Genomic DNA, 25,328 nt, shown 5'->3' with positions numbered 1-25,328 from the left:
TTACTGTTTTTTCGGTGACCACAGCGCAGCACTGATTTATAATTGACGACATAAGCATTTCTTTATATCATTATTCATCCAACTAGAGGCGGAGGCCGTGATGCCCAACCCGATCCACGAACTCCTTGCCCAAAAAGGTGTGCTGCTCGCCGATGGTGCAACCGGGACAAGCCTGTTTGCGATGGGACTAACATCAGGAGAGGCACCTGAACTTTGGAACGACAATGCCCCGGAAAAAATCGTCACCCTGCATCAGGGCTTCGTTGATGCTGGCGCGGACATCATCCTGACGAACTCCTTTGGCGGCACTCGCCATCGACTGAAGCTGCACCATGCCCAAGACCGGGTACATGAGCTTAACCGCAAGGCGGCAGAGATAGCCCGTTCCGTCGCGGACAGGGCGGACCGCAAGGTCATAGTCGCAGGATCAGTCGGCCCGACGGGGGAGCTTTTGGAACCGCTTGGGGCTCTCACCCACGATGAAGCGGTCGCAGCGTTTGCAGAGCAGATCGAAGGATTGAAAGCTGGCGGCGCTGAAGTTGCCTGGATCGAGACGATGTCTGCTCCGGGTGAAATCCGGGCGGCCGCGGAAGCCGCGGTTCGCGTTGGACTTCCTTACGTCTACACGGGGTCGTTCGACACCGCCGGGCGCACCATGATGGGCCTTGCCCCACGAGACATCCACAGCGTTGTTGATGGCCTCGCGCCACCTGTCGCCGTCGGAGCCAATTGCGGCGTGGGGGCTTCCGACATTCTCGCTTCATTGCTTGATATGAGCGAGGCAAAGTCCGACGCGATCATCGTGGTCAAGGGAAATTGCGGCATTCCGGAATTCCGCGGAACCGAGATTGCCTACTCTGGCACGCCAGAATTGATGGCGAGATATGCCTGCATGGCGTTTGACGCCGGTGCATCGATCATCGGGGGGTGCTGTGGCACATCTTGCGAACATTTGCGAGCAATGCGCGACGCATTGGATCATTACGTTCGCGGTGGCGAGCGGCCGGACGTCGACGAGATCGTGACATCCATCGGACCGCTCCGTAACAAACAGGCAAATCAGAGCGGCGCAATCGAGGGGGCCTCACGCCGAGAACGGCGCCGCGCCCGACACTGAACAAGCGGTAGAGTATTTCTAGCGGCTTCCGACTTGCTGCTGGCATCGTCGCCGCGCTCTTTCTTTTGTCCGGTGGTCCCGGAGAGTTGTCCTTCGGCACCACCGGTCGTTTTCTCGCTACTATTTTGTGTCCAACGCGGCGGCCAGCCGGACCAGCGACAAAAACTCCGCTCGATAGCCATAAGGGTCAGCGCCGCGGGACGCGTTCGCAATATCGATGATCTGATCATAGCCGAAGCTCGAGAGGTCGGACGAACGACGGAGTTTCTGGCCGAACGCGGCAACCGCAGCGGAAAAGCGCTCGCTCTCACCAGCTTCGTCAAAACGAGCAACGACATTATCTTCAGTCACCGGCGTCTCGATCAGCTTGCTATGCGCCTCTCCCGGTTGCTTGTAGCGCAATTTGACGAAGGCAAGTTCTTCCATTTCGCCGGCAGGGCTGCCTTGCGTTCGCGCCCCGCCATAGCGCAACTCATCTGTCATGCGGGCAGGACTGCCGACAGGCGTAATCTCATAGATCGCTGTGACGCTGTGACCTGAGCCGATATCTCCGGCATCAACCCGATCATTATTGAAATCCTCGCGCGCAAGAGCACGCGTCTCGTAACCAATGAGGCGGTACTCTGCGACCTGCTGCGGGTTGAATTCGACCTGAACCTTCACGTCCTGCGCGATTGTGAAAAGGCTGGATGAAGCTTCCTGAACCAACACCTTTTCGGCCTCGGACAGGGTATCGATGTAGGCGGCAATGCCATTGCCGTTTTGAGCGATGGTCTGCATCATCCTGTCGTTGAGATTGCCGCGGCCAAAACCGAGCACAGAGAGGAGGACGCCACTCTCTCGCTTGTCCTCGATAAGCCGCTTGAGATCATCATCGCTGGTTTGTCCGACGTTGAAGTCGCCATCCGTCGCCAGCATGACACGATTGACGCCGCCCTCAACGAACGAGGATTCCGCCAGCTGATAGGCCTGCCGCAGCCCATCCTCGCCAGCGGTGCTTCCCCCTGCCTCAAGGTGATCGAGCGCCTGAAGAATCTTCTGCTTCTCCGACACCTTTGTCGGCTCAAGCGCAGTCCCCGCCCTTCCCGCATAGGTTACGATCGACACCGTGTCGTCGCTATCGAGCTTGTCCAGCAAAAGCCGGAAAGAGTTTTTCAGCAGCGGCAACTTGTCCGGTTCGTTCATCGACCCGGAAACGTCGACGAGAAACACCAGATTCGATCGAGGTTTTGCCGTCTGGTTAATCTCGTAGCCCTTGATGGCGACGTGCATCAGCTGCGTGTTCTCATTCCATGGCGTCGGCATGACGGTGATGCGCGTGTTGAAGGGGACCGATGCGCTCGACGGCCCCTGCCAGTCGTAAGGAAAATAGTTGATCAGCTCTTCGACCCGCACGCTTTCAGGCAGTGGAAGCACCCCTTCTCGCAGCGATCGACGAACGAACGCGTATGAGGCTGTGTCCACGTCGATCGAAAAGGTCGACACTGGTGCTTCAGCAGTCACTTTCAACGGGTTCGTGTCGCCGTTCGCAAAGCGCTCTCTTCCGTCACTTGGCGCCGATGAAGGCACCATCATCGGCACTGGCTGCGGCAAATAGCCTGGCCGTGCAGAGCGCTCGATCAGCGCTTCGCCCGAGATGACGCTCCGGGGACTGATCGCGCTCGGAACAAATGCTCCGCTATCCTCAACGATCGCACTTTGCGGCGCAACACGTCGCCCCAAGTGGCCGCTGGCTGTGGTCTCAGCTGCCTCGCTAGACGCACCATCATTGGGCAAAGTCATGTCCGGACGAAGCTCGTCCATCAGCTGCCACCCGATGACGCCTGCGATTGGCAGCGCAACGAGCCCGGCGAAAGCTGGCACTGCGATCAATTTCTTCTGCATGACTTCCCTCCAGAAACGAAATGTTCTGTCGGTAAGACGTCCGCCACTCGCATTTCCTTGGGTGCGCGGCGCATTATTTTCAGCGGCGTCATCAAACGCTGCCAGCGCTGCGTGAAGCGCGCGATCACGTGCCTCCTTGCTCGGCTGCGGCACCTTGGTGCTACGCAGAATATCGAAATCGTCATTCAGCTTGTTTGCCATGATCAAGCATCCCCGACCGAAACGATCTGTTTCAGCCGCTTTTTCGCTTCATGAATATGCCAGGAGACGGTCGTCTCCGAGACAGCCATGATTTCAGCTGCCCGCGCGTGAGACAGTCCCTCTCCGTAAACGAGGGTCACAGCTTCCTGCTGCTTCGCAGGCAATCCGCGCACGGCAGCCCAGAGCGCCTCAGCAGGGCCATCTCCGGGACCTGTATCCGTGATTGAGAGATCACGCGCCCATGCCGATATTTTTTCGCCCTCACGCACGCGTTTTCGTCCCGCATCGCGCACAGCGTTGGTGATGATCGCGTAGAGCCAGGTCGTAAATGCGCTATCAGCGCGATAGGTCCGGATCGCCACCCCCAACCGGGCGCAGACATCCTGCGCAATGTCTTCGGCCTCAGTCCTGCTACCGGTCAGCCGCCAGCTGACACGATAAATGAAGTCGTAATGACGTTCGACCAAAGCGGCGAAAGCTGCACGGTCGCCACGACCTGCGGCGCGCGCCAATTCCCGGTCAGCCAAGCTCTGTTCCATCTGCGCGAGTGCCATCATCAACGGTAGGACGAGTCATGCACGCCAATCCTTGGGTCCCGAGCAAAAAATATGCGTGGAACAACTTAAAGGATGTTCCGCCATGTCGTGAGAGAATGCTCTCCTGACATCATATCCCGGCGATGAGATGCGGATGTGACGTCTGCTCAAAGACCTGCAAACACCTTCTGGTGGAACGCCTGAACGTGATCGGGATACCGCCATTCCGGTCCGACGGGGCAAGCATTCCTCGCGATACATTTGTGCCGGCATTCGCCCGCGTTGGGGCCACGGACGTGTGCCAGACAGCGCGCATAGTCGAATACGCCTCCATCGAACGCCCCTACGGGACACGACTTAACGCAGTATTTTCCAGCACATACGCCGCAAGGATGAATCTGATCCTCAGCGTCTTGAATCAGAATATCATCATCGAACAGGATCGCGCCTCGATAAGCATGCCATAGCCCGAAACGCGCATCGATCAGCGGCCCGATTGGCGACGGACGAAGTCCATGAGCTTTCATTGCCCATCGCTGAAAAGGTGGATACGGTCGATCATTAGGCATGAGGACCACCCCGCCGAAACGGTTGGCTACCTCGTTGATGACCTGACGTGACCAGCTGTCGAGCGGATTTTCGACGCTCTCCGTCTGGTCATCACACCAGTTCTGGAAATGGTGCCAATAGGCAGCGCCCTCATTTCCGATGAGGGCTACTGCACGGGCACTCTGCCACTCGCCCGCTTCAAGACGAACGACACTTCTCAACGAAAGTCCCGACGCTGACAACGCTATTGCCAGTTCGGCGACATCCTTGGGCAATCAACGCCTCCCACTGTCCGGATCGCGAAAGGCGCTGCGCCAGACTTCCTTATGAATAATGTTGGCCACTTTAGCCCGGCCTGATTCGGGCTCTTTTCAAGTGAACGCGTCAGGCATCGACTCCTTCTTGCGGGCGATAAAGTCTTTCAGACCTTCGGCGATGCCCGCGTCAAGCTGCGGCCCCTCGTAGTTCTCAAGCCAGCGACGTGCCAGCTCGTTCGCCCTCTGGGATGCGGTCTTCTGTCCCTCCGCCTGCCATTGTTCGTAGGAGTTGTTGTCGGCAATGCTGGAGCGATAGAACGCGGTTTGGAAGTTCGCCTGTGTGTGTGAGCACCCAAGGTAGTGGCTGCCGGGTCCGACTTCTCGGATGGCATCCATCGCCTGGCCGTTTTCCGAGAGATCAACGCCCTGGGCCATCTTCTGGGCCATACCCAGCTGGTCAATGTCCATCATGAATTTCTCGTAGCAGGAGGCAAGACCGCCCTCCAGCCAGCCCGCCGCGTGCAGCACGAAATTAGTACCTGCGAGCAATGTCGAATTCAGCGTGTTCGCGCTCTCATAAGCGGCCTGCGCGTCCGGAATTTTTGCCGCACAAAGCGATCCGCCGGTTCGGAAGGGCAGACCAAGCCGGCGTGCCAGCTGTGCTGCACCATACGAAACAAGCGTCGGCTCCGGCGTCCCGAACGTCGGCGCACCCGACTGCATCGAGATCGACGAGGCAAAGGTACCGAACACCACCGGAGCACCCGGCCGTACAAGCTGGGTAAAGGAGGCACCGGCCAGAACTTCCGCGAGAACCTGCGTCAAGGTACCGGCCACGGTCACTGGGCTCATGGCTCCAGCCAGGATAAACGGCGTCACGATGCACGCCTGATTGTTGCGCGCATAGACTTTCAACGCGCCAAGCATGGTGTCATCGAAGACCATGGGCGAATTGGCGTTGATCAGGTTGATGACAACAGTGTTTTGGTCGACAAACTCCTCGCCGAACAAGATCTTGGCCATCGAGACCGTGTCTTCGGCGCGCTCAGGCGCGGTGACCGACCCCATGAATGGCTTGTCTGACAGCGTCATATGCGCCAGCAGCATATCGAGGTGACGCTTGTTGACCGGCACATCGACGGGCTCACAAACCGTTCCACCCGAATGGTGGATCGACGGCGCCATGTAGGCCAGCTTCACAAAATTGCGAAAGTCTTCGATCGTGGCATAGCGCCGGTTGCCATCGAGGTCGCGGACGAAGGGCGGGCCGTAAACCGGAGCAAATACCGTAGCATTTCCGCCAATCTGAACTGAACGTTCGGGATTGCGGGCATGCTGGGTGAAGGTGGACGGTGCCGTCTTCAGAAGCGAACGCGGGAGCCCCTTCGGGAAATGCACACGCTCTCCGCGCACATCCGCACCAGCTTCCTTCCACATTGCCAAGGCTTCTGCATCGTCACGAAATTCGATGCCGACTTCCTCAAGTATCGTGTCGGCATTGGCCTCGATGAGAGCCAGCCCTTCTTCGTTTAAAACCTCGTAAACGGGGACTTCGCGCTTGATATATGTCAGCTGTGTACCGGCGCTTCCGCTCGTACGCGCCGCTCGCCGTGCTGCCGCACCGCCGCGCGCGCGGCGTCCGCCGCCGACATCCTGTTCCCCGATCAGATTGTCTTCCATGCCCAACTATCCCTGCTTCGATAAGGCTTTGACTGATCGTAGCGCAGCGGCGTGATGGAAGCGGCCAGAGAGCGCCAGAGCCTGTCGCAATTCGACAATCGGAAGAAACCCGAACGCAGCCCAAATGACGCTGGGTCGCTTTCCACTTGCGGGACGTCGCAAATCAGATAAGCAAAACTCGTCGGGGGACATAAGAATTGGTCAGCCTCTCAGCGACGCTGCGAGACCGCCATGTCTTCAGGAGCCTTGGGAATGTCCGACGACGAAATCATCCTCTCCGAACTCTCCGACGATGAACTCGTGCAGCAGATGCATGACGACCTCTATGATGGACTTAAGGAAGAGATCGAGGAAGGTACAAAGATCCTTCTTGAACGCGGCTGGGTTCCCTACGACGTTCTTACGCAAGCGCTGGTTGAAGGCATGCGTATCGTAGGCGAAGACTTCCGCGACGGCATCCTTTTCGTGCCGGAAGTTCTCCTGTCCGCCAACGCGATGAAGGCGGGCATGACCATCCTTCGCCCACTGCTCGCCGCGACAGACGCGCCCAAGCAAGGCAAGCTTGTCATCGGTACCGTGAAGGGCGACATCCACGATATCGGCAAGAACCTCGTAGGTATGATGATGGAGGGTGCTGGCTTCGACGTCGTTGACCTAGGCATCAACAATCCGGTCGAGAACTACCTGGTCGCCATTGAAGAGCACCAACCGGACATCGTGGGCATGTCAGCCCTGCTTACCACGACCATGCCTTACATGAAGGTCGTGATCGACACGATGAAGGAAAAGGGCATTCGGGAAGATTATGTGGTCCTCGTCGGCGGCGCACCTCTAAATGAGGAATTCGCGACCGCTGTAGGCGCCGATGCCTATTGCCGCGACGCAGCCGTCGCCGTGGAAACGGCAAAAGAGTTTATGAAGCGTCGTCACAACGTCCGCGCGGCCTGAGCCGCGCAGACTAATTTGCATTTCAGTAGCTGGCCGAGCGCTCGACGTTACGGCCAGCAGCTTGCGTTGCATCGACCGCATTTGCCGTGTCGGCACCTACACCGCGAATAGTGTTAGCGCAGCCCGCAGCAATACCCGCAACAAAAAGCAATGCTGCAACCTTGGAAATGGCCTTCAGGTTCATAGTCTCTCTCCGTGTAGGAATAGCGCGCGGTTTGCGCCAGATCAGTGACCCACATGCAACGCACGGCCCCGGAAAAAGTTCTCATCATCGCATGCGGAATGCTTGCGAGGGAGATTCTTGCGGTTAAGGCAGCAAACGGCCTCGATCATCTGGAATTGACCTGCCTCCCGGCAGAGTACCATTTTCACCCAGACCGCATCGCTCCGGGCATCGATGCGGCGATTACCAGAGCGAGAGCAGACGGGTGGGCGAACATCTTCGTCGGCTACGCTGATTGCGGGACCGGCGGGATGCTTGACCGGGTTTGCGAAAAGCATGCCGTCAAACGCATCGCCGGGCCGCACTGCTTTGCATTCTACCAAGGCCTTGAAGCGTTCGACGCGGTGTCCGATGGCGACATCACAGCCTTCTACTTCACCGATTTTCTGTGCCGTCAGTTCGATGCCTTCTTCATCAAGCCCTTGGGGCTTGACCGTCATCCGGAGCTGGCTCGCGACCTTTTCGGTAATTACGAAAAGGTCGTCTACCTTGCACAAACCGACGATGCGGAACTGGAAAAGGTGGCTGTCGACGCGGCCAAGATGCTGGGTCTCGCCTACGAAAAGCGCTTTACGGGATATGGCGACCTCATCCCTGCGCTCAGAGCAGCTGCCGTCCTCCACGAATTCATGAGCGACGTTCACACTGTCGCTTTTCAACCTGCCCGCGTCGTCCCGCAACAAGCGTATTGTGCCCAGCCCGGCAATTCTTCCATCACTCAGGAACGGAACTGAAATGGCTGATCTCATTATCGTTTATTGGCGGGATATTCCTGCGCAGGTGATCGTCAAGAAGGGAAGGCAGAGCGCCAAGCGCGAGCTGCCACTGCGCTTTACCGAAGCTATCGACATGTGCGCGATGCGCACCGGTGCCGGAGACACGGATGCCTATCTGGCTGAGTGGCGCAAGGCTGATCCTGTGCCCGTTAGCGACGACCTCGAAGCTGAGGCCGAAAAGGCATTCTCGTCGCTGGAAGCGGAATACGATCGGGAGCGGCTGGTTGCTTTGGTGAAAGCCGGCGGGCGGGAGACAGCTTGAGCCCTTACGCCCGATGAAAAAGAACAGCGATATAAGCAACTCGTTATATCAATTAGGAGCAAAACTTCTATGACACGCACCATCGTCGCCTCCGCGACCCGCGAAGTCATCATCGGCTTCGATCAGCCCTTCTGCGTGATCGGCGAGCGTATCAACCCGACAGGCCGAAAAAAGCTGGCGGCGGAGATGGTTGCCGGGAATTTTGACACTGTGCGCAGAGACGCCATCGAGCAAGTGGCTGCGGGTGCTACCATGCTCGACGTGAACGCCGGCGTGACGGCAGTCGATCCAAACGCGACCGAACCTGCGCTTCTGGTACAGACCCTGGAAATCGTGCAGGGTCTCGTCGACGTCCCGCTCTCAATCGACTCATCGGTTACAGCGGCCATCGAGGCGGCGCTGAAAGTGGCCAAGGGCCGTCCACTGGTGAATTCGGTGACCGGTGAAGAAGAGAAGCTCGAAGCAATCCTTCCTCTGTGCAAGAAATACGATGTGCCCGTCGTCGCTATATCCAACGACGAGACCGGCATCTCGCCGGATCCGGATGTCCGCTTTGCCGTAGCGAAGAAGATTGTTGAGCGCGCTGCGGATTACGGCATCAAGCCTCACGATATCGTCGTCGACCCTCTGGTGATGCCAATCGGAGCCATGGGCACCGCCGGTCTTCAAGTTTTCGCGCTTCTGCGCCGACTGCGCGAAGAGCTCAAGGTCAACACCACCTGCGGCCTGTCGAACATCTCATTCGGCCTGCCCCACCGTCATGGCATCAATGCTGCCTTCATCCCGATGGTGATCGGTGCTGGCATGACATCGGCGATCATGAACCCCTGCCGTCCGCAGGAGATGGAGATGGTTCGCGGGGCAAACGTGCTCAATGGCACTGACCGTGACTGCGCAAGCTGGATCAAGACTTACAAGGACTACAAGCCGGGTGAACATGCCGCCCCTGCCCCGGTCCAGGTCAATGCGCCCGGCGACACAGCCTCATCCAGCCGCCGCCGCGGTGGCCGTGAAGCGCGCAGAACTGCTGTGACCAACTAAGAAGCAAAAAAATGAAGCCGCCCGTCACCACCACCGACCCGCTTGTCCTCTTTATGCCCTCCGGCAAGCGGGGCAGGTTCCCCAAAGGCACAGCTGTGCTCGACGCTGCGCGTCAGCTCGGCGTGTATGTTGAAAGCGTTTGCGGCGGCCGCGCCACCTGCGGACGTTGCCAGGTGGTTGTGCAGGAAGGCAATTTTGCCAAGCACGGCATCGTCTCTTCAAACGATCACCTTTCTGCGAAGGGAGCCAAGGAAGAGCGTTACGAACGTGTGCGCGGACTGGCCGACGGACGCCGCCTCTCGTGCTCTTCGACGATTGAGGGCGACCTTGTCATCGATGTGCCGCAAGACACGGTCATCAATGCTCAGGTGGTACGCAAGGCAGCAACCGATCGGGTCTTTGAACGCAATCCTGCAGTTCGCCTTTGCTACGTCGAGGTCGATGAACCCGACATGCACAAACCGCTAGGTGACCTTGATCGCTTGAAAGTGATGCTTGAGCGCGATTGGGGCGTGAAAGAGCCGGCGATTGACGCCCATCTGCTTTCCGAGCTTCAGTCGGTTATCCGGAAGGGCGATTGGGGCGTGACAGCTGCCGTCCATCGCGATGAGGACGACCCTCGCCCCACAATTACCGCGCTCTGGCCCGGACTTCACAATGAAGCCTACGGAATTGCCTGCGACATTGGTTCGACAACGATCGCAATGCATCTCGTATCGCTGCTGTCAGGACGCGTCGTCGCATCAGCGGGTGCCTCCAACCCTCAGATTCGCTTTGGCGAAGATCTGATGAGCCGCGTCTCCTACGTGATGATGAACCCGGATGGGCGTCAGGCGATGACCGAGGCCGTTCGCGCGGCCTTGAGAGATCTGATTGGCAAAGTGTGTGCGGACGGCGGTGTTTCGCCGGATGACATTCTCGACGCAGTGTTCGTCGCCAACCCGATCATGCACCACCTGTTTCTCGGCATCGACCCTACGGAGCTGGGACAGGCCCCCTTCGCACTTGCGGTGTCGGGCGCGGTGCATTTGCGTGCACAAGATCTTGATCTGGAGATCAACCGGGGCGCCAGGGTTTACCTCCTGCCCTGCATCGCTGGCCACGTTGGTGCGGACGCTGCCGCGGCAGCACTATCGGAAGGGCCGCACCGCCAGGACAGCATGATGCTGCTCGTCGACGTGGGTACCAATGCTGAAATCATCCTCGGCAACCGCCACCGCACTGTAGCTGCCTCGTCTCCAACGGGACCGGCCTTTGAAGGCGCGGAAATATCGTCAGGTCAGCGCGCGGCGCCAGGAGCGATCGAGCGAGTCCGCATCGATCCTCAATCCCTCGAACCGCGCTTCCGGATCATCGGGTCAGAGAAATGGTCGGATGAAGAGGGCTTCGATGAAGAAGCAGCTCGCCTCGGCATAACCGGCATTTGCGGCTCGGCTATCATCGAGGTCGTTGCGGAGATGTTCCTCTCCGGCATCATCTCGGAGGACGGCGTCATTGATGGCCAGCTGGCTTCATCGTCTCCGCGCATCCTGCAGAACGGGCGAACATTCTCCTACCTGCTGCATGATGGCAGCCCGCGCATCACGGTGACACAAAATGACGTCCGTGCGATCCAGCTCGCCAAGGCAGCGCTCTACGCCGGAATTCGGCTATTGATGGAAAAGCAGGGAATCGAGACCGTCGATTCGATCCGGTTCGCTGGTGCGTTTGGATCCTATATCGATCCGAAATACGCCATGGTTCTCGGGTTGATCCCGGACTGTGACCTGGACGAGGTGAAGGCGGTCGGCAATGCGGCTGGAAATGGCGCGTTGATGGCGCTCCTCAACCGCACGCATCGTCGCGAAATCGAGGGCACGGTTCATCGGATCGAGAAAATCGAGACCGCGCTGGAGCCGAACTTCCAGCAATTGTTCGTCAATGCGATGGCGCTTCCAAACAAGGTGGACCCGTTCACGAAGCTCTCAGAGCAGGTCACGCTGCCACAACGCAAGGCGAGGAGCGGCGATAGTGCCGGCGGCGAGGCTGTCCCGCGCCGCAGGTCGCGCGAGGAGCGTGCCGCTCGTCGTTCCAGGGAATAGATGAAGCGCGTCCTGCGCTTCAGAACTTGCCCGTCTCGCGGAACGCTTCAAAGGTCGCGCGTATATGGTCAGCCGCAGCCCGGACGGGAGCGGACGCCTCGGGTGCAACCCGCATTGCAAGATGATAGTTCGACAGCTTCGGTAGCCCCTCGTTCGGGCCCAGCGCGACTATATCATCGCCAGTAAAGGAGCGAGGTAGCGGCGCGACGGCAAGATCTGAGAGGATTGCAGCCCGCTGCCCCGCCGTATGCGCACTCATGTAGGCGATACGATAGTCGCGTCCGCCCTTACTAAGCGCTTCCAAAGCATCTGCACGCCACACGCAGCCCTCCTCCCAGAGCGAGACCGGCAACGGGTCACGCAGATGCGCTGTACCCCCGCGAGCGCCGCCCCAGACGACAGGTTCGGTCAGGAGCACCTCAGCGTCCAGCGGGATTTCGCGGCACACCGTGAACAAGGTGATATCCAGTTGGCGCTCGGCCATGCGCCGCAAGAGCTGGCTACTCATGTCGATTGTTACATCGACCGCCACAGACGGATGCGTTTGCGCGAACCGCCGAAGCACGTTCGGAAGCACGCGCTCGCCATAGTCGTCCGGGGAACCGACGCGCACGACCCCCGAAATGTCCGGCAGAATGAACTTCGAAACCGCCTCGCGGTTGAGGGCTAACAAGCGACGCGCGTAGCCCATCAGCATCTCACCCTCGTTGGTGAGCGACACCGTGCGCGGATCCCGCGTGAAAACCGCGACGCCGAGTATCTCTTCGAGCTTCTTGATCTGCATCGAAACGGCAGATGGCGTACGAAACACCGCACTTGCAGCTCGGGTAAAGCTCCCCGTCTCCGCGATCGCCACGAAGGTTCTGAGGACATCGAGGTCCAACAGCGGCATCGGGTGATTCAGCGGCGCGTTCATTGGATGCTCCTACATCAACTTTTCTGATCCATCAGATCATTTCATTTCGTTTGATTGAACACTAGGCAGACCCCATAGTCAATCTGGTTCCAACAGAAGAAGTCCAGATTCAAGGAGAGTAAGATGTCTCTGCTGTCTACCGTCCGCCTGTTTCACGACCGGCTGCGCCGGCGTCATCGGCAGGCTCAGACAATACTTTTTGTTTCGAGTCTCCCGGCAGAAATCCAGAAAGATATTGGTTGGCCCGACATGCACGAGCGCTCCGTTTATTCAGACAAGCGCACCCGTCCATGACGCCGTGTCACGGCGCCGCCGACGGCTTGTCCATTGGCCGAAGGCGGCGCCTCCACCAATATTTCCTCTTACGCTCTATGGTTGTTTGACAGCTGATACTATTGTTCCATTGCGACGCTGCCAGTCCATTGACAACTCTATCTATTCCTGATGAGGCTTTGTTGATCGCGACATGACCTGTCTGCGGGCCACACTACCTATGAGGCAATCGTGTCCCTTAAATCTGCAGTCAAAAGGTCGATCGTATTCTTCCTTACACCCGAGTTTACAATGATCGCGTTCGCGACCGCGCTGGAGCCTTTGCGGTCGGCAAATAGAATGCTTGGCTACGAAGCATATCGCTGGCGCCTTGCAAGTGTAGATGGTCAGCCGGTACGTGCGTCCAACGGCGTTGAATGCGGGGTCGACACCTCCCTCGAAGAGGAACGTCGCCGCATGTCTGGCGAGGGTCGCCCATCGATGGTCATCGTTTGCTCGGGCTTGAACGTCGAAAACTATCGCCAGAAGAGTGTCTATGCGTGGCTAAGAGAGGAATATAATCGCGGCGTCGCCATTGGTGGCCTTTGCACGGGGGCTCACATTCTGGCGCAAGCGGGACTGCTGTCTGGCAAGCGCTGCGCGATCCACTGGGAGAACCTTCCTGGCTTTGCCGAAGCCTTCCCGAAGGTGAATGTCTATGCCGATCTGTTTGAGGTGGACGGCAACATCTACACCTGCGCCGGCGGCACCGCGGCACTCGACATGATGCTCAAGCTGATCGGTGAAGACTTCGACGACAATCTGGTCAATCGGGTCTGCGAGCAAGTGCTGACCGACCGCGTCCGCAGCCCGAGTGATCGGCAACGACTTCCACTGCGTGCACGTCTGGGCGTACAGAACTCGAAGGTTTTGACGATAATCGAGCTTATGGAAGCCAACCTTGCGGAACCGCTGTCGCTGCTTGAGATTGCCGATCATGTCGGTTTGTCGCGCCGCCAGATCGAGCGGCTGTTTCGCCAGGAGATGGGACGCTCACCCGCTCGCTACTATCTGGAGATAAGGCTCGACCGCGCCCGTCATTTGCTGATCCAATCAACAATGCCGGTTGTTGAGGTGGCGGTGGCGTGCGGCTTTGTTTCGGCTTCGCATTTCTCGAAGTGCTACCGGGAGCTTTATGCGCGCTCTCCACAGCAGGAGCGTGCCGACCGACGGCTCGCTGCCTGAGGCTTCACGGGCTGTCCCACATATTTCGCTGACGCCACATTTTTTCACCGATCATGCAATCGGTTCCCTCGCTTGAGGCGACACGGATTATCTGCGGTGCCTCAATGTCCGGTAAACCAGCGAGTTCGAGCACAAGTTTGCGGCGCACGGCCTCCGGAAATTGCGACCAGTCGTTGACCGGTATCATGAACGAGCCGGGCCCGCCGACGACGCAGGACTGGTAATAGAGGTCGAGTTCAGGAACGTCGTATGAGCTGATGAAGCCGTCTCCTCTCGTCATCAATGGCAGGCCATTGATGACGATGCCCTGCGCAAGCAGAGCATCGCGAGCGTCAGCGACCGGGGGGCCCTGATTGTTTGGGCCGTCGCCGGATATGTCAACGATGCGCTTCATTCCGACATATTCGCTTTCGGCGAACAGATCAGACGCGAATGTCAGCACTCCTGAAAGAGACGTACGCCGGGCTCTGGCTGGCGGGTGCATGGTAAGCTGCTGCGCAAATGCGGCCGCTTCGGCCTCATTGGAAATGACTGTCCACGGAACAACAACATCTTGCATCCGATCCCCTGCCCACTCAACGTAGGTAAGAGCGATCTTGCCGTGTATGCCATCAGTGATGGCACGCAGAACTTGCTCATGGGTTAGAGCGGCGACATAGCCGTCGCGCTGGATCGCCAGTTCGTCCGGTGACATCGACAGGGAGACGTCCACCGCGAGCACGAGCTCGACGTCCACCGGCTCCGCGAACACAGTTTTGGTTGCGGTTGTCACCGCTGCAGGTACCAAAGCCGCCAGTAAGGCAAGCTCTATGTGCCGTAACCGCGTCATCTATCGCAGAATACGGAATGTCGGCTACATGAACAGACCTGTTGAAGCCGAAACGCCAGCACCAACTTCACGATGACGTTACGTCACCCTCCCGCAGTTGGAGAGGGTGACTGACAATATCTTGTCTAGCTTCGCGGCTTCAGATTTTCCGGGTCGTACAACGGCTTGTACCCCACAGCCGCGACCTCAGCCGGGAAACGCTCGGTGAAGTATTCGACGGCCAGCTTCCGACCTTCCTGGGCATACTCATGCGGCAGGTAGGCGAGAGCGATGTTTTTGCCAATCGTCGGACCGAAGGCAACCGAAGTGGTGTACGAACGACGACCGAGCGAATCTACGAGTGTCTCCCCGGTCTCCGGGTCAACGACTGGCATGATGCCCACCGGGTAACGGGCAGTGCCGCTGGAATCTGTCGTGTCCGTCAGTACAAGAGTGCACAGCATCGCAGGCTGATGTGGTCGCGCCTTGTACTCCAGGTGCCTAGCTTTTCCACGAAAGTCTGCGTCCTTCACTTTCGGACGTGCAAGGTCCGCCTCGAGCAGATTGTACTGCGTAAGAAGATCCCCATTTTGCAGGCGCAGGCTTTTCTCCATTCGTCTTGAGTTTGCGTAGGTCTCGACGCCAACTGCAATCACGCCTGTTGAGCGCAGTGCATCCCAGACAGCGAGCCCGTCCTCGTAGCGCATGTGAAGTTCCCAGCCCTGCTCACCGACATAAGAGATGCGGAAGGCTGAGACTTCCTTTCCTGCAATCCGGATTGGCTTGATTGCAGCAAACGGGAAGTTCTCCGGCGAAAGGCCGTCAGGATCTTCAACCACCTTTTGCAGATTGGCCCGGGCGTTGGGCCCCCAGATGCCGATCGTGATGAACTTCTCGGTGACGTCAGTGATGGTGACGTCGAAGCCTTTGTCCTGCGCCACACGGCGCATGTAGTGATAATCGCGAGGCCCGGCATCGGCGCCATCAATGACCCGGCAGCGATCTGCCATGCGGATCACAGTCAGATCGGCCCGTACCATTCCCTCGTCATCGAGAAAATGGGTGTAAATGCCCTTGCCGATATTGCCGTCGCCACCAATACGAGCGGCGCAGAGCCATTCCATCAACGCGACATGATCCGGTCCCTCGACATCGTACATGGCGAAGTGAGAAAGGTTCACGATGCCGCAATCCTCGCTCATGGCGAGGTGTTCAGCATTTGAGACCCGCCAGAAGTGGCGATTATCCCATTCGTTCGCCCTGACCGGAACGCGATCGCCGTACTTTTCCAGAAGATGCTCGTTGGCCGCGTAGCCGTGGGCTCGCTCCCACCCTCCGAGTTCCATGAAATAGCCGCCAAGCTCAACTTCCCGCTCATAAAATGGGGAGCGCCGAATATTACGCCCGAAAGCAAACGGCTCGCGCGGATGGACGGCCGGGAAGTAGATCTTCTGTGCCGCCTCGCGGGTACGTGCTTCGATGTAGTCTTCAGTGAGCTGGTAGGGATAGAACCGCGAATAGTCGATGCTTGAATGGTCGACCACGGTGCGGCCGTCAGTCATCCAGTCCGCGAGAAGCTTCCCGTAACCGGGGCCATCCTTCACCCAGATACCGACGCAGTACCAAAGGCCGCGAACTTTCTGGCTTTCGCCGCATGATGCCCCGCCGCTGGCGGAAACCTGAAGGAGACCGTTAAACGAGTGGCTTTCATTGTAGCCGAGCTCGCCCAGGATCGGCGTCAGTTCGATCGCGCGCTCCAGCGGCTCGAGGATTTGCTCCATGTCGAGATCACGCTGGGATGGCGAAAGCCGCGCCTCATGCTTTTCAAGAAGGTCGCGCGGGTGGCAGAGTCGGGGATCCTCGGTCTCGTAATAGCCCCACTCGATCTGTCCTCCCTCGGTCGTCTTGGGATCACCCGTATCGCGCATATAGGCAGAGTTGCCCTGATCGCGCAGAAGCGGGTAGCCGATCTCCTTGCCGGTTCCTTCGAACTCATTGAAGGGTCCGAAGAAGGTCAGCGGGTGATCAACGGGCATCACCGGCAGGTCTTCTCCCACCATTTCCGCGATCACGCGCCCCCAAAGGCCTGCGGCAACGACCACATGATCGGCCTCTATGGTACCTCGGTGCGTCACCACGCCCTTGATCCGTCCATTCTCGACGATAAGCGATTGGGCCGGAGTGTTGGCGAAAGCCCGCACCTTTCCTGACTTCTCCGCTGCATCTACCAGCTTCCCGGCAACGGTCTGCGAACGCGGGATGACAAGACCTGCATCAGGATCAAACATGCCGCCCATGACCTGGTCCTGCTCGATCAGCGGGAACAGCTTCTTGATTTCCTCAGGAGAGACATAGTGGGCGCGCGTGCCAAATGCGCGGGCGGACATCAGCTTGCGCTTGATCTCCAACATCCAGGCGTCGTCACCTTTACGCGCGACCTCAAGACCACCGACGCGCGCGTAATGGCCCATCTTCTCGAAGAAATCGATTGAGTACTGCGTTGTCCAGACCGTCAGATAGTCGTGGGCGGTCGTGTAGCAGAAATCGGACGCGTGGGCGGTGGAGCCGATGTCCGTGGGTATGCCGGATTTGTCGATGCCGACAATATCATCCCATCCCCGCTCAACCAGATGGTGTGCGATCGATGCTCCGACGATTCCTCCGAGGCCGATGATTACGACCTTCGCCTTCTTGGGAAATTCTGCCATGCCCACTGCTCCGACACGAAATTGCCGGGCGACTATAGGGCTACGCCATGTGCGGCACGAAGCCTGTTTGCGACATTGCAGAAGCGCGGCGCGACGGCGCACACTTCCCGCTCGTGGGTGTCAAAGAAACTTGACCCGTCCTTCCCTGATCTCGAACTGTTCCGGCCCGGTCAGCACCTCCCGGTCACCGTTTGGTAAAGTGAGGAAACAGCCTTGCGAGCAAATCTCGATCGATTGACCCGCACCGATCGTGACCTGCGACTGGCTGCTGCCTTCGGCAATAACCAGGGTGTACTCGACCTCATCGAGATTCGTGATCGTGGCGGCGAGTAAAGGCGCCGGTACAATCGCCGCAAGGGAGAGCGTTGCGATCCTGAGTATCTTGGTCATGGGCTACTCGCCACCTCTACCGCACAACAAGCTCCACTGCCTGTCTTATCCGTATAGTCCAGCTTGGCTGAACGCCAACTGAACGAGTTCTCCGATCAGATCTTGATCCCCTCGGCCTTGAACCGCTCCACTATCTGGAAACGCAATTCATTCTTGAACGAACTGGTGCTGGCAATATCGGCGACGAACGCCTTGATCGTGAAGTTGAGAGCAGCATCGGTAAAGCCGTCGAACGTTACCGATGGCGCCGGGTTCTTGAGCGTCTGCGGATGAGCGCTGACAATCTCCATTAGAACGGAATGAACCTCACGAGCGTCGTTCGTGTAGTGGGCCAGAACGGGAATATCGACGCGCCCGAGCCGATTTCGGTGTGTCCAGTTTCCGACCGCTGCATTGATGAAGGTGGAATTGGGCATGATGACCGTCTGGCGCTGGAACGTCTCGATCTCGGTGGCCCGGACGCTGATTTTGCGGACATTCCCCTCAAAGCCACCCGCAACGATCCAGTCTCCAACCTTGAAGGGTCGCTCGGCCAGAAGGATGAGCCCGGAAACGAAATTGTTGACGATGTTCTGGAGGCCGAAGCCGATGCCAAGTGACAGCGCGCCAGCCACCAATGCGAGGTTGGAAAGGTCAATGCCCGCCGCTGAAAGACCGATCAAGCCAGCGAGGGCAACGCCGGCGTAACCGACGGCCGTGCTCACCGAATTGCGCACGCCTGCGTCAACCCGGCCGCGCGCCATCACCTTCCCGTCCAACCAGCGCTGGAACGCCTTGGTACCAAAATACCCTATCAAGAAGACCAGGATGCCGGTAACGATGCCGATCAGCGAGAACGAGAAGGAGCCGATTTTAATCTCATTGGCGAAATTATAGGTCCAGGAACTGATATCCCCCCACCGGAAGCCCCATTGGAGGAAGATCAGCGGCACGCCAATCGCCAGCACCAGGATGTTGATCACCATTGAGAGGATGAGGCCGATCTGGTCCTCGCTCGCTTCATCCAGCTTGAACCGAGCGCCCAGCTTTTTCCCCAGTCGACTGCGACTGAAAGCTCCTATTTCCGAGATCGCGCTAGCCGACAGATAGCCGACATACATCGTCGTCAGGATGGCGCCGGTAATGACAATCTGCTGCGCGATAAAACGGGCAAGGCCGATATATCCGAGAAGCGCAGCGACGAGTGTTCCGCCCCCGAGAAGGTAGAGGACGATACGAAGCAGCGGGTGCCACGCCTTGGGATTGCCTTCGTCATCTTCGTAGGGGCGCACCCTCGCGATGACGATGACAAGAATGCCAACCAGAATGGTGGCGAAAAAACTTTTGGCAACCGTCAGAGAAAGCGGCGAACGCATCACCTCGTTGACGCTGTTTCCGAAAAAATCAGCCGCAGTGACGAGGGCTGTCAGAAAGACAAGCCAGAACAGAGTGTGGGCTGCGGGCGTGCGCATTGGCAGGAGTCGCCACGCCGGAAGGTTCGGCGAAAAAAACGCGCTGGCCAGTCGGAAGACGAAAAAGACAACCGCGATCACGTTGAACAGCGCGACCATCAACTGCTCGATGTCGCGTCGAAGAATTCCGAAATAGTCGTAGAAGAACCACGTCAGCGCAAGGAAGACACACAATGCGGCGGTTGGGATAAGCGTCGACCAGAAGGTAACCGACAAACGACCGAGATATGACGGCGCAAGTTCGCCCGGCTCAGCCACGAACAGACGACCGAAGACCCTTCTGCTCCCAACTGCAAGCGTAATCGCGGCCAGAAGTGCAAGGCCGGTCGCGATCAGCACGCTGCTGAGCTTGTAGTTCAGGACGAAGCTCACCCAGGATCCAACCGCTGAGGCAACTTTCGCACTCTCGGCCCGCAGGTCCCTCCACACATCCTGATTGACTGCTGCGCTGATGTCATAGCGCCGCGATAGCGTGTTGGCGAAGAGATCGCGGCGGGTGCGCGCGATTTCCTCGATCATGCCGTTCACGCGCAGGGACAGTGCCTCAGCTTCACCCAAAAGCGTGTTGATGTCCGTCTTTTCAGCCGTCAGATTTTGCCGCTCGTCTGCGAGCGAAGCCGGTTCATCTTCAGCCGGATCTCCGATTTCGTCCAGGCGCGCGTTGAGGGTTTCCAGACGAGGTCGAAAGGAAACGCCACTGGCAAGGAGCTTGCGGTTGATCTCCTCTAGCTGCGTCCGGATTTCGACCAGCACCGCGTCGTCCGTCGCGTTCAGCTCCAACTGAGCTTTCAGCAGGTCCGTGCGCTTCGCGATGGCTGCAATTTCAGTGCGCTGCTCAGCGTTGACCTGCAGACCAGTTGCCTTGGTCGATGCGGCATCGTCCGCAACGGGCTCCTGCGCCAGCACCTGCCCTCCGAGCAAGAGCAGAAGGAGCAGCAGAACCCTGGTGAGAAAACGGATGGATAGCATCATGCGTGCTGGCGGTCCTGAGCAAGATCGAGACCGGAATAGTTATGTAAGCAGACCAGATGGGGCAAGTCGACGAAGCGGCATCTTTGCCTACCGCACGAAGCTCACAAACTCTTCCAGCGGTGCGCGTTCGGTGCGCAGGCTGTTCTCCGGCTTGCTTTCGTCCTCATAGCCAAGGGCCATGCCGCACACGACGATCTCTTCTTCGGGGATGCCAAGCAACGGCCTGATCAAACGGTGATACGGCGCGAATGCAGCTTGCGGACAGGTATGAAGGCCCCGCCCGCGCGCGGCGATCATGATCGACTGAAGGAACATGCCATGATCGATCCAGGAGCCCTTGTTCAACCGGCGGTCAATCGTGAAGATCATACCGACCGGAGCATCGAAGAATGTGAAGTTGCGATCATGCTGCGCACGCATCTTCTCCACTTCGCGGCGGCCAATCCCGAGAAGACTGTAAAGCGCAAAGCCGACAGTACGCCGGCGTGTCAGATAAGGTTCGAAGAAGCTGTCGGGGTAATAGACATATTCGTCCCAGACCGCCTTTTCAGGACGGATTCCGGAATTCAGAATAGCATCAGAAAGCTGCTGCTTCTTCTCGTCGGAGACGACGTAGACTTTCCAGGGCTGCATATTGGTCCCGGAGGGAGCCCGCGACGCGACGCGCAAGATGTCTTTAATCGTCTTCTCATCAACACGATCGGGCAGGAAGGCGCGGACTGACTTTCGAGAATCGAGTGCCTCATCAACAATGCTAGTAGTTTCGGACGTCCCGATCTTCGCGTCTGGTGAGAGCATTTCACGCCTTTCGGTGCCTAGGGCAAAATAACCTCCCTGGAAACCTCGCATAGGCGAAACTGGCACGGCGCGCAAATCCTTTGGCCCAGCCGGTCCTCCAGCTTGCGGAACTGCGCGCGGCCCTCAATCATGTCTGCTGCTGCATGAGATACTAAGGGAGGAGACATGTCAGAGCTTCCAGCAACCGCGCGGGTGGTCATCATTGGTGGCGGTGCCGTTGGGGTGTCATGCCTGTACCATCTGGCGAAGGCCGGCTGGACTGACTGCGTCCTTCTGGAGAAAAATGAACTGACGTCTGGGTCCACCTGGCACGCAGCCGGAAACGTGCCGACCTTTTCTTCATCGTGGTCGTTGATGAACATGCAGCGCTATTCTGCGGAGCTCTATCGAGGCCTCGCAGAAGAGGTCGACTATCCTATGAACTATCACGTCACCGGGTCATTGCGCCTGGCTCACAGCAAGGAGCGGATGCGCGAGTTTCAGCGCGCCAAGGGCATGGGCCGCTACCAAGGCATGCATATTGACGTCATCGGCCCCGAAGAGATCCGCAGCCGGTATCCGTTCCTCGAAACGCATGACCTCGTTGGAGCTCTTTACGACCCGAATGACGGCGACATCGACCCCGCGCAGCTCACGCAAGCACTCGCCAAGGGAGCTCGCGATCTCGGAGCAAAGATCATTCGCTTCTGCCCCGTCATCGGGGTTCGTCGTGAGAACGATGAATGGGTGATCTCTACCGAAAAGGGCGAAATACGCTGTGAAAAGGTCGTCAATGCCGCCGGCTACCGCGCCGCCGAGGTCGGCAGGATGTTCGGCCGTGACGTGCCGATGATGGTGATGAGCCATCAGTACATCCTCTTTGACGAAATCCCCGAGCTGAAGGCCTGGTCGGAGGAAGTCGGCCACAAGCTGCCGCTGCTGCGCGATGTCGATTCCTCCTATTATCTGCGGCAGGAAAAGCACGGCATGAATCTCGGCCCCTATGAGCGCAACTGCCGCGCCCATTGGGCAACGCCTGACGATCCTATGCCGGACGATTTTTCGTTCCAGCTTTACCCCGACGATCTCGAGCGCCTCGAATGGTATCTTGATGATGCCGTCAAACGCGTGCCCATCCTCGGCACCGCGGGCCTTTCGAAAGTCATCAACGGCCCCATCCCTTATGCGCCAGATGGCAATCCACTGATCGGGCCAATGCCCGGCGTGCCCGACGCCTATGAGGCCTGCGTCTTCACCTTCGGGATCGCTCAGGCAGGCGGTGCCGGAAAGGTGCTGGCCGAATGGGTGACCGAGGGCGCAACCGAGTGGGACATGTGGTCGTGCGATCCACGCAGGTTCACGAGCTTTGCCGCCGAGCCCTCATACGCGATTGCGAAAGGGATGGAGATTTACGGCAACGAGTATGCCATCCAGTTTCCACGTCATACCTGGCCCGCTGCACGTGGCATCAAGAAGTCTCCCCTACACGACCGCCTCGCGTCGTTAGGTGCGCAGTTTGGCGCCTATAATGGCTGGGAACGCGCCAACTGGTACGCTATGCCAGGCGACGATACCTCGGAAGCCTCGACGCAGACATTCGATCGCGACGGGCCCTGGTTCACCCGCATACGCGAAGAGTGCCATGCGGTGCGCGATGCAGCCGGCATCCTCGACCTCCCCGGCTTCTCGCGCTTCCGTCTGCAAGGCGATGGCGCACGTGCTTGGCTCTCGTCGCTGATCACCGGCTCGGTTCCCAAACCCGGCCGGATCGGCCTTGCCTACTTCCCAGATGAGAGGGGGCGCATTGTCACCGAAATGTCGGTTATGGCCGTTGGTGAGGAATCCTTCTTCCTGATCACAGCAGCGGCTGCCGAGAGCCACGACTTCGAGTGGCTTCGAAACCACCTGCCGCAAACGACTCAAATGACTCTTGATAACGTCACGGAGGGCTTTTCATGCCAGATCCTGACTGGACCCAGATCGCGCGACATTCTCGCTGAAATTTCCAACGCCGACGTCACCCAACCCTGGCTCACACACCAGTCGGCGCAAATTGGCGATCACTGGTGTCAACTCGTCCGCGTCTCCTTTGCAGGTGAACTTGGCTGGGAAATCCACTCGAAGGTTGAGGATACTGCTGCCATCTTCGACAGGGTTTGGGCTGCCGGACAAAAGCATGGCCTGAAGCCCTTCGGCATGTTCGCCCTCGATTCTTTGCGTCTCGAAAAAGCCTACCGGGCGTGGAAGACGGAGCTTTCCACGGACTACACCATCCTGCAGGGTAGGCTTGAGCGCTTTGTTCGCCGGGACAAATCCGACTTCCCAGGCAAAGCCGATCTTGAGCGCGAGAAGCAACTGGGTTCATCAAAAAAATTCGTGGTTCTGACCATCGACAATCCGGGGCCGTGCGATGCACCCTATATGTCGACGCTCTGGCACGATGGACAGATCGTCGGAGAGACGCTTTCGGGCGGATGGGGCCACCGGGTTGACCAATCAATAGCCTTTGCCATGCTGCGCCCGGATCTTGCGGTTCCGGGCGATAAGGTTGAGATGGAAATATTCGGCGACCGCTTCACTGCAACGATCCATCCGGACCGCCCTCTGTGGGACCCGGAGAATGAGCGGCTGAGAAGCTGAGCCGCAGGAGACAGAGAGACGTAGAATGCCAAAGCTTTCATCGCGCGTCGCAGGTATCACCCCTTCCGGCAAGGATGGCTGGGAGGTTCACTTCGAGGCCATGACCCGTAAGCAAGCCGGTGAGCCGATCATCATGCTGTCGGTCGGCGACCATGATTTTCACACGCCGGAGGCGACGGTGGAGGCCTGCATTCGCGAACTGCGTGCCGGTCATCATCACTATACCCAGCTTCCAGGCATCCCGCGTCTGCGCGAGGCGATGGCAGAGGCATCCAGTGCCTGCACCGGGGTTGAAACATCATCGAGCGAGATCCTTGCGAATCCGGGCGGTCAGGCTGCACTCTTCGCTGCGACACTCGCCGCAGCTGATCCCGGCGATCACGCAATCATCATCTCGCCCTACTACGCCACTTACCCACCGACATTCCGATCAGCTCAAGTGGATGTCTCGGTGGTGGATGCGCTTGCCGAAGATGGTTTCCAGCCACGCGCCGAAGCGATCGAGGCTGCGGTAAAGCCGAACACGCGCGTCATCCTGATCAATACGCCAAACAACCCGACAGGTGCGGTCTACAGCCGTGAAACGCTCGAGGGCATTGCAGACATTTGCCGCAAGCATGATTTGTGGCTGATTTCGGACGAAGTTTACTGGACCATCGCCGGTGACCGCGAACACATTTCCCCGCGCTCTTTGCCCGGCATGGCGGAGCGCACTCTCGTCGTGAACTCGATGTCAAAGAGCCACGGCATGACGGGATGGCGCGTTGGTTGGCTGACCGGGCCAGAGAGCGCAATCGAAACCCTTGTGAGCCTGAACCTTGTTTCGACCTACGGTCTGCCCGATTTCCTCTCACGCGCCGCGATCGATGCGCTTGAAAACTCGCATGGCGTCGCGAAAATCGCTGCGCGATATTCCAGTCGGCGTACCGTCTTTCTTGATGCGGTGCGCAGCATGAACGGCATAAGCGTGCGCGGCTCCGAAGGTGGCATGTACATCATGCTGGACGTTTCAGAACTGGAGACTGACGATGAGGCCTTTGCCTGGGGCCTTCTCGAAAAGGAGCAGGTCGCAGTCATGCCAGGCAGCAGCTTCGGCCAGTCCGCGGCCGGGCACATCCGCATCAGCCTCTGCCAGCCAGACGACCTGCTTCGCGAGGCGGCAGGTCGGATTGCCCGCTTTGCAGGCACATATGCGGATCAGAAGCTCGAACGCCGAGCCTGATCCAGTGATTACCAGCGTTCGAACATGTCTTCGAACGGATCACGCTCGCAGGCATAGACTTCGCATCGCTGCGTGTCCCTCGTGCTGATCACTCTGGGGCGAGGCACATTCGGGATATCGCAGAAGCGCCGCGCCGAGACGAAACGTTCGTAAGTATGCTGTCCTGTCGTGACGACAGCAGCGCCACGTTGCCAGATAAGCTCTTGAACCTGCTCGCAGGTCATCCGTCGCGCGTCGGGCCGACCCTGCGCCAATGCAGGCGCAGTAAACGCCGCGATAAACACGAGCGCAGTCGCGATACGTCCTCGCATGACATGTTCCTTTCTATATACAGCTTTTGCAGTGATGTAGCTCGTTAAGACAACTCGAACAGACCTGCTTGAAGTTGATGT

General features: G+C 58.5%; 20 protein-coding genes and 1 pseudogene. 9 read left to right on the top strand and 12 right to left on the bottom strand.

From position 1 onward, the window contains the following. Nucleotides 1-100 precede the first annotated feature (100 nt). Nucleotides 101-1,117: a betaine--homocysteine S-methyltransferase gene (gene bmt, locus IOD40_RS00625; RefSeq protein ID WP_198473260.1), complete on the top strand. Its 1,017-nt coding sequence runs from the start codon at nt 101-103 to the stop codon at nt 1,115-1,117. A gap of 120 nt (nt 1,118-1,237) precedes the next feature. Here bmt and IOD40_RS00620 read toward each other — a convergent pair whose 3' ends face one another. The 4 genes from IOD40_RS00620 to IOD40_RS00605 all read right to left on the bottom strand — a co-directional run bounded on the left by IOD40_RS00620 (nt 1,238) and on the right by IOD40_RS00605 (nt 6,224). Then, nucleotides 1,238-3,202 (bottom strand): vWA domain-containing protein, encoded by a 1,965-nt coding sequence (locus tag IOD40_RS00620; protein WP_198473258.1) that lies wholly within the window; start codon nt 3,200-3,202, stop codon nt 1,238-1,240. A gap of 2 nt (nt 3,203-3,204) precedes the next feature. Beyond that, nucleotides 3,205-3,756, bottom strand: a complete 552-nt coding sequence (locus IOD40_RS00615) for an RNA polymerase sigma factor (RefSeq protein ID WP_198474191.1) — start codon at nt 3,754-3,756, stop codon at nt 3,205-3,207. A gap of 149 nt (nt 3,757-3,905) precedes the next feature. Next, entirely contained in the window at nt 3,906-4,562 is a 657-nt protein-coding gene (locus IOD40_RS00610) for a hypothetical protein (protein WP_198473256.1), read from the bottom strand. 96 nt (nt 4,563-4,658) lie between these two features. Continuing rightward, nucleotides 4,659-6,224 (bottom strand): trimethylamine methyltransferase family protein, encoded by a 1,566-nt coding sequence (locus tag IOD40_RS00605; RefSeq protein WP_198473254.1) that lies wholly within the window; start codon nt 6,222-6,224, stop codon nt 4,659-4,661. 252 nt (nt 6,225-6,476) lie between these two features. On the opposite strand from IOD40_RS00605, the gene IOD40_RS00600 reads away from it, so the two are divergent. After that, nucleotides 6,477-7,172, top strand: a complete 696-nt coding sequence (locus tag IOD40_RS00600; RefSeq protein WP_198473252.1) for a corrinoid protein — start codon at nt 6,477-6,479, stop codon at nt 7,170-7,172. 22 nt (nt 7,173-7,194) lie between these two features. Here the strand turns inward: IOD40_RS00600 and IOD40_RS00595 are convergent, their stop codons facing one another. Further along, nucleotides 7,195-7,356 carry an entericidin domain-containing protein gene (locus IOD40_RS00595; RefSeq protein ID WP_198473250.1) on the bottom strand — a complete coding sequence of 54 codons (162 nt, stop codon included), beginning with the start codon at nt 7,354-7,356 and terminating at the stop codon, nt 7,195-7,197. Nucleotides 7,357-7,409: 53 nt separating this feature from the next. Between IOD40_RS00595 and IOD40_RS00590 the strand changes: the two are divergent. The 4 genes and pseudogenes from IOD40_RS00590 to IOD40_RS00575 form a co-directional block, all read left to right on the top strand. Then, nucleotides 7,410-8,009, top strand: a pseudogene (locus IOD40_RS00590) (DUF1638 domain-containing protein); the annotation flags it as partial. A 121-nt stretch (nt 8,010-8,130) separates the two neighbouring features. Beyond that, entirely contained in the window at nt 8,131-8,433 is a 303-nt protein-coding gene (locus tag IOD40_RS00585) for a virulence factor (protein WP_198473246.1), read from the top strand. Between the two features lie 69 nt (nt 8,434-8,502). Further along, on the top strand, nt 8,503-9,474 hold the full coding sequence (locus IOD40_RS00580) for a methyltetrahydrofolate cobalamin methyltransferase (protein ID WP_198473244.1): 972 nt from the start codon (nt 8,503-8,505) through the stop codon (nt 9,472-9,474). Nucleotides 9,475-9,485: 11 nt separating this feature from the next. Then, a complete protein-coding gene (locus IOD40_RS00575; protein WP_198473242.1) occupies nt 9,486-11,555 on the top strand; it encodes an ASKHA domain-containing protein in 2,070 nt (689 codons plus the stop codon). Nucleotides 11,556-11,574: 19 nt separating this feature from the next. Here the strand turns inward: IOD40_RS00575 and IOD40_RS00570 are convergent, their stop codons facing one another. Beyond that, the gene (locus tag IOD40_RS00570) at nt 11,575-12,471 is read right to left on the bottom strand and encodes a LysR family transcriptional regulator (protein ID WP_198473240.1); all 897 of its coding nucleotides are present in this window, start codon (nt 12,469-12,471) and stop codon (nt 11,575-11,577) included. Nucleotides 12,472-13,035: 564 nt separating this feature from the next. On the opposite strand from IOD40_RS00570, the gene IOD40_RS00565 reads away from it, so the two are divergent. Further along, nucleotides 13,036-13,968, top strand: a complete 933-nt coding sequence (locus IOD40_RS00565; RefSeq protein ID WP_233713780.1) for a GlxA family transcriptional regulator — start codon at nt 13,036-13,038, stop codon at nt 13,966-13,968. Nucleotides 13,969-13,972: 4 nt separating this feature from the next. Here IOD40_RS00565 and IOD40_RS00560 read toward each other — a convergent pair whose 3' ends face one another. From IOD40_RS00560 to IOD40_RS00540, 5 genes are all read right to left on the bottom strand, one after another. Further along, a complete protein-coding gene (locus tag IOD40_RS00560; RefSeq protein ID WP_198473238.1) occupies nt 13,973-14,797 on the bottom strand; it encodes a DUF1194 domain-containing protein in 825 nt (274 codons plus the stop codon). A gap of 125 nt (nt 14,798-14,922) precedes the next feature. Then, complete coding sequence (locus IOD40_RS00555; RefSeq protein ID WP_198473235.1) at nt 14,923-17,484, bottom strand: GcvT family protein; 2,562 nt, start codon at nt 17,482-17,484, stop codon at nt 14,923-14,925. A gap of 120 nt (nt 17,485-17,604) precedes the next feature. Continuing rightward, the gene (locus tag IOD40_RS00550; protein WP_210336752.1) at nt 17,605-17,874 is read right to left on the bottom strand and encodes a hypothetical protein; all 270 of its coding nucleotides are present in this window, start codon (nt 17,872-17,874) and stop codon (nt 17,605-17,607) included. A gap of 95 nt (nt 17,875-17,969) precedes the next feature. Further along, the gene (locus IOD40_RS00545; RefSeq protein ID WP_198473233.1) at nt 17,970-20,297 is read right to left on the bottom strand and encodes a mechanosensitive ion channel family protein; all 2,328 of its coding nucleotides are present in this window, start codon (nt 20,295-20,297) and stop codon (nt 17,970-17,972) included. Between the two features lie 87 nt (nt 20,298-20,384). After that, nucleotides 20,385-21,095 (bottom strand): nitroreductase, encoded by a 711-nt coding sequence (locus IOD40_RS00540; protein ID WP_198473231.1) that lies wholly within the window; start codon nt 21,093-21,095, stop codon nt 20,385-20,387. A 165-nt stretch (nt 21,096-21,260) separates the two neighbouring features. Here IOD40_RS00540 and IOD40_RS00535 point away from each other — a divergent pair, with 165 nt between their 5' ends. Continuing rightward, entirely contained in the window at nt 21,261-23,714 is a 2,454-nt protein-coding gene (locus IOD40_RS00535; RefSeq protein WP_198473229.1) for a GcvT family protein, read from the top strand. A 25-nt stretch (nt 23,715-23,739) separates the two neighbouring features. After that, nucleotides 23,740-24,936: a pyridoxal phosphate-dependent aminotransferase gene (locus tag IOD40_RS00530; protein WP_198473228.1), complete on the top strand. Its 1,197-nt coding sequence runs from the start codon at nt 23,740-23,742 to the stop codon at nt 24,934-24,936. 8 nt (nt 24,937-24,944) lie between these two features. Here the strand turns inward: IOD40_RS00530 and IOD40_RS00525 are convergent, their stop codons facing one another. After that, complete coding sequence (locus tag IOD40_RS00525; protein WP_198473226.1) at nt 24,945-25,247, bottom strand: hypothetical protein; 303 nt, start codon at nt 25,245-25,247, stop codon at nt 24,945-24,947. Nucleotides 25,248-25,328: the final 81 nt, after the last annotated feature.

The sequence above is a fragment of the Aquamicrobium zhengzhouense genome (assembly GCF_016124105.1).
GTDB classification, from domain to species: domain Bacteria; phylum Pseudomonadota; class Alphaproteobacteria; order Rhizobiales; family Rhizobiaceae; genus Aerobium; species Aerobium zhengzhouense.
Note: the sequence above shows the minus strand (reverse complement) of the source record. Positions and strands in the feature narration are given on the sequence as shown.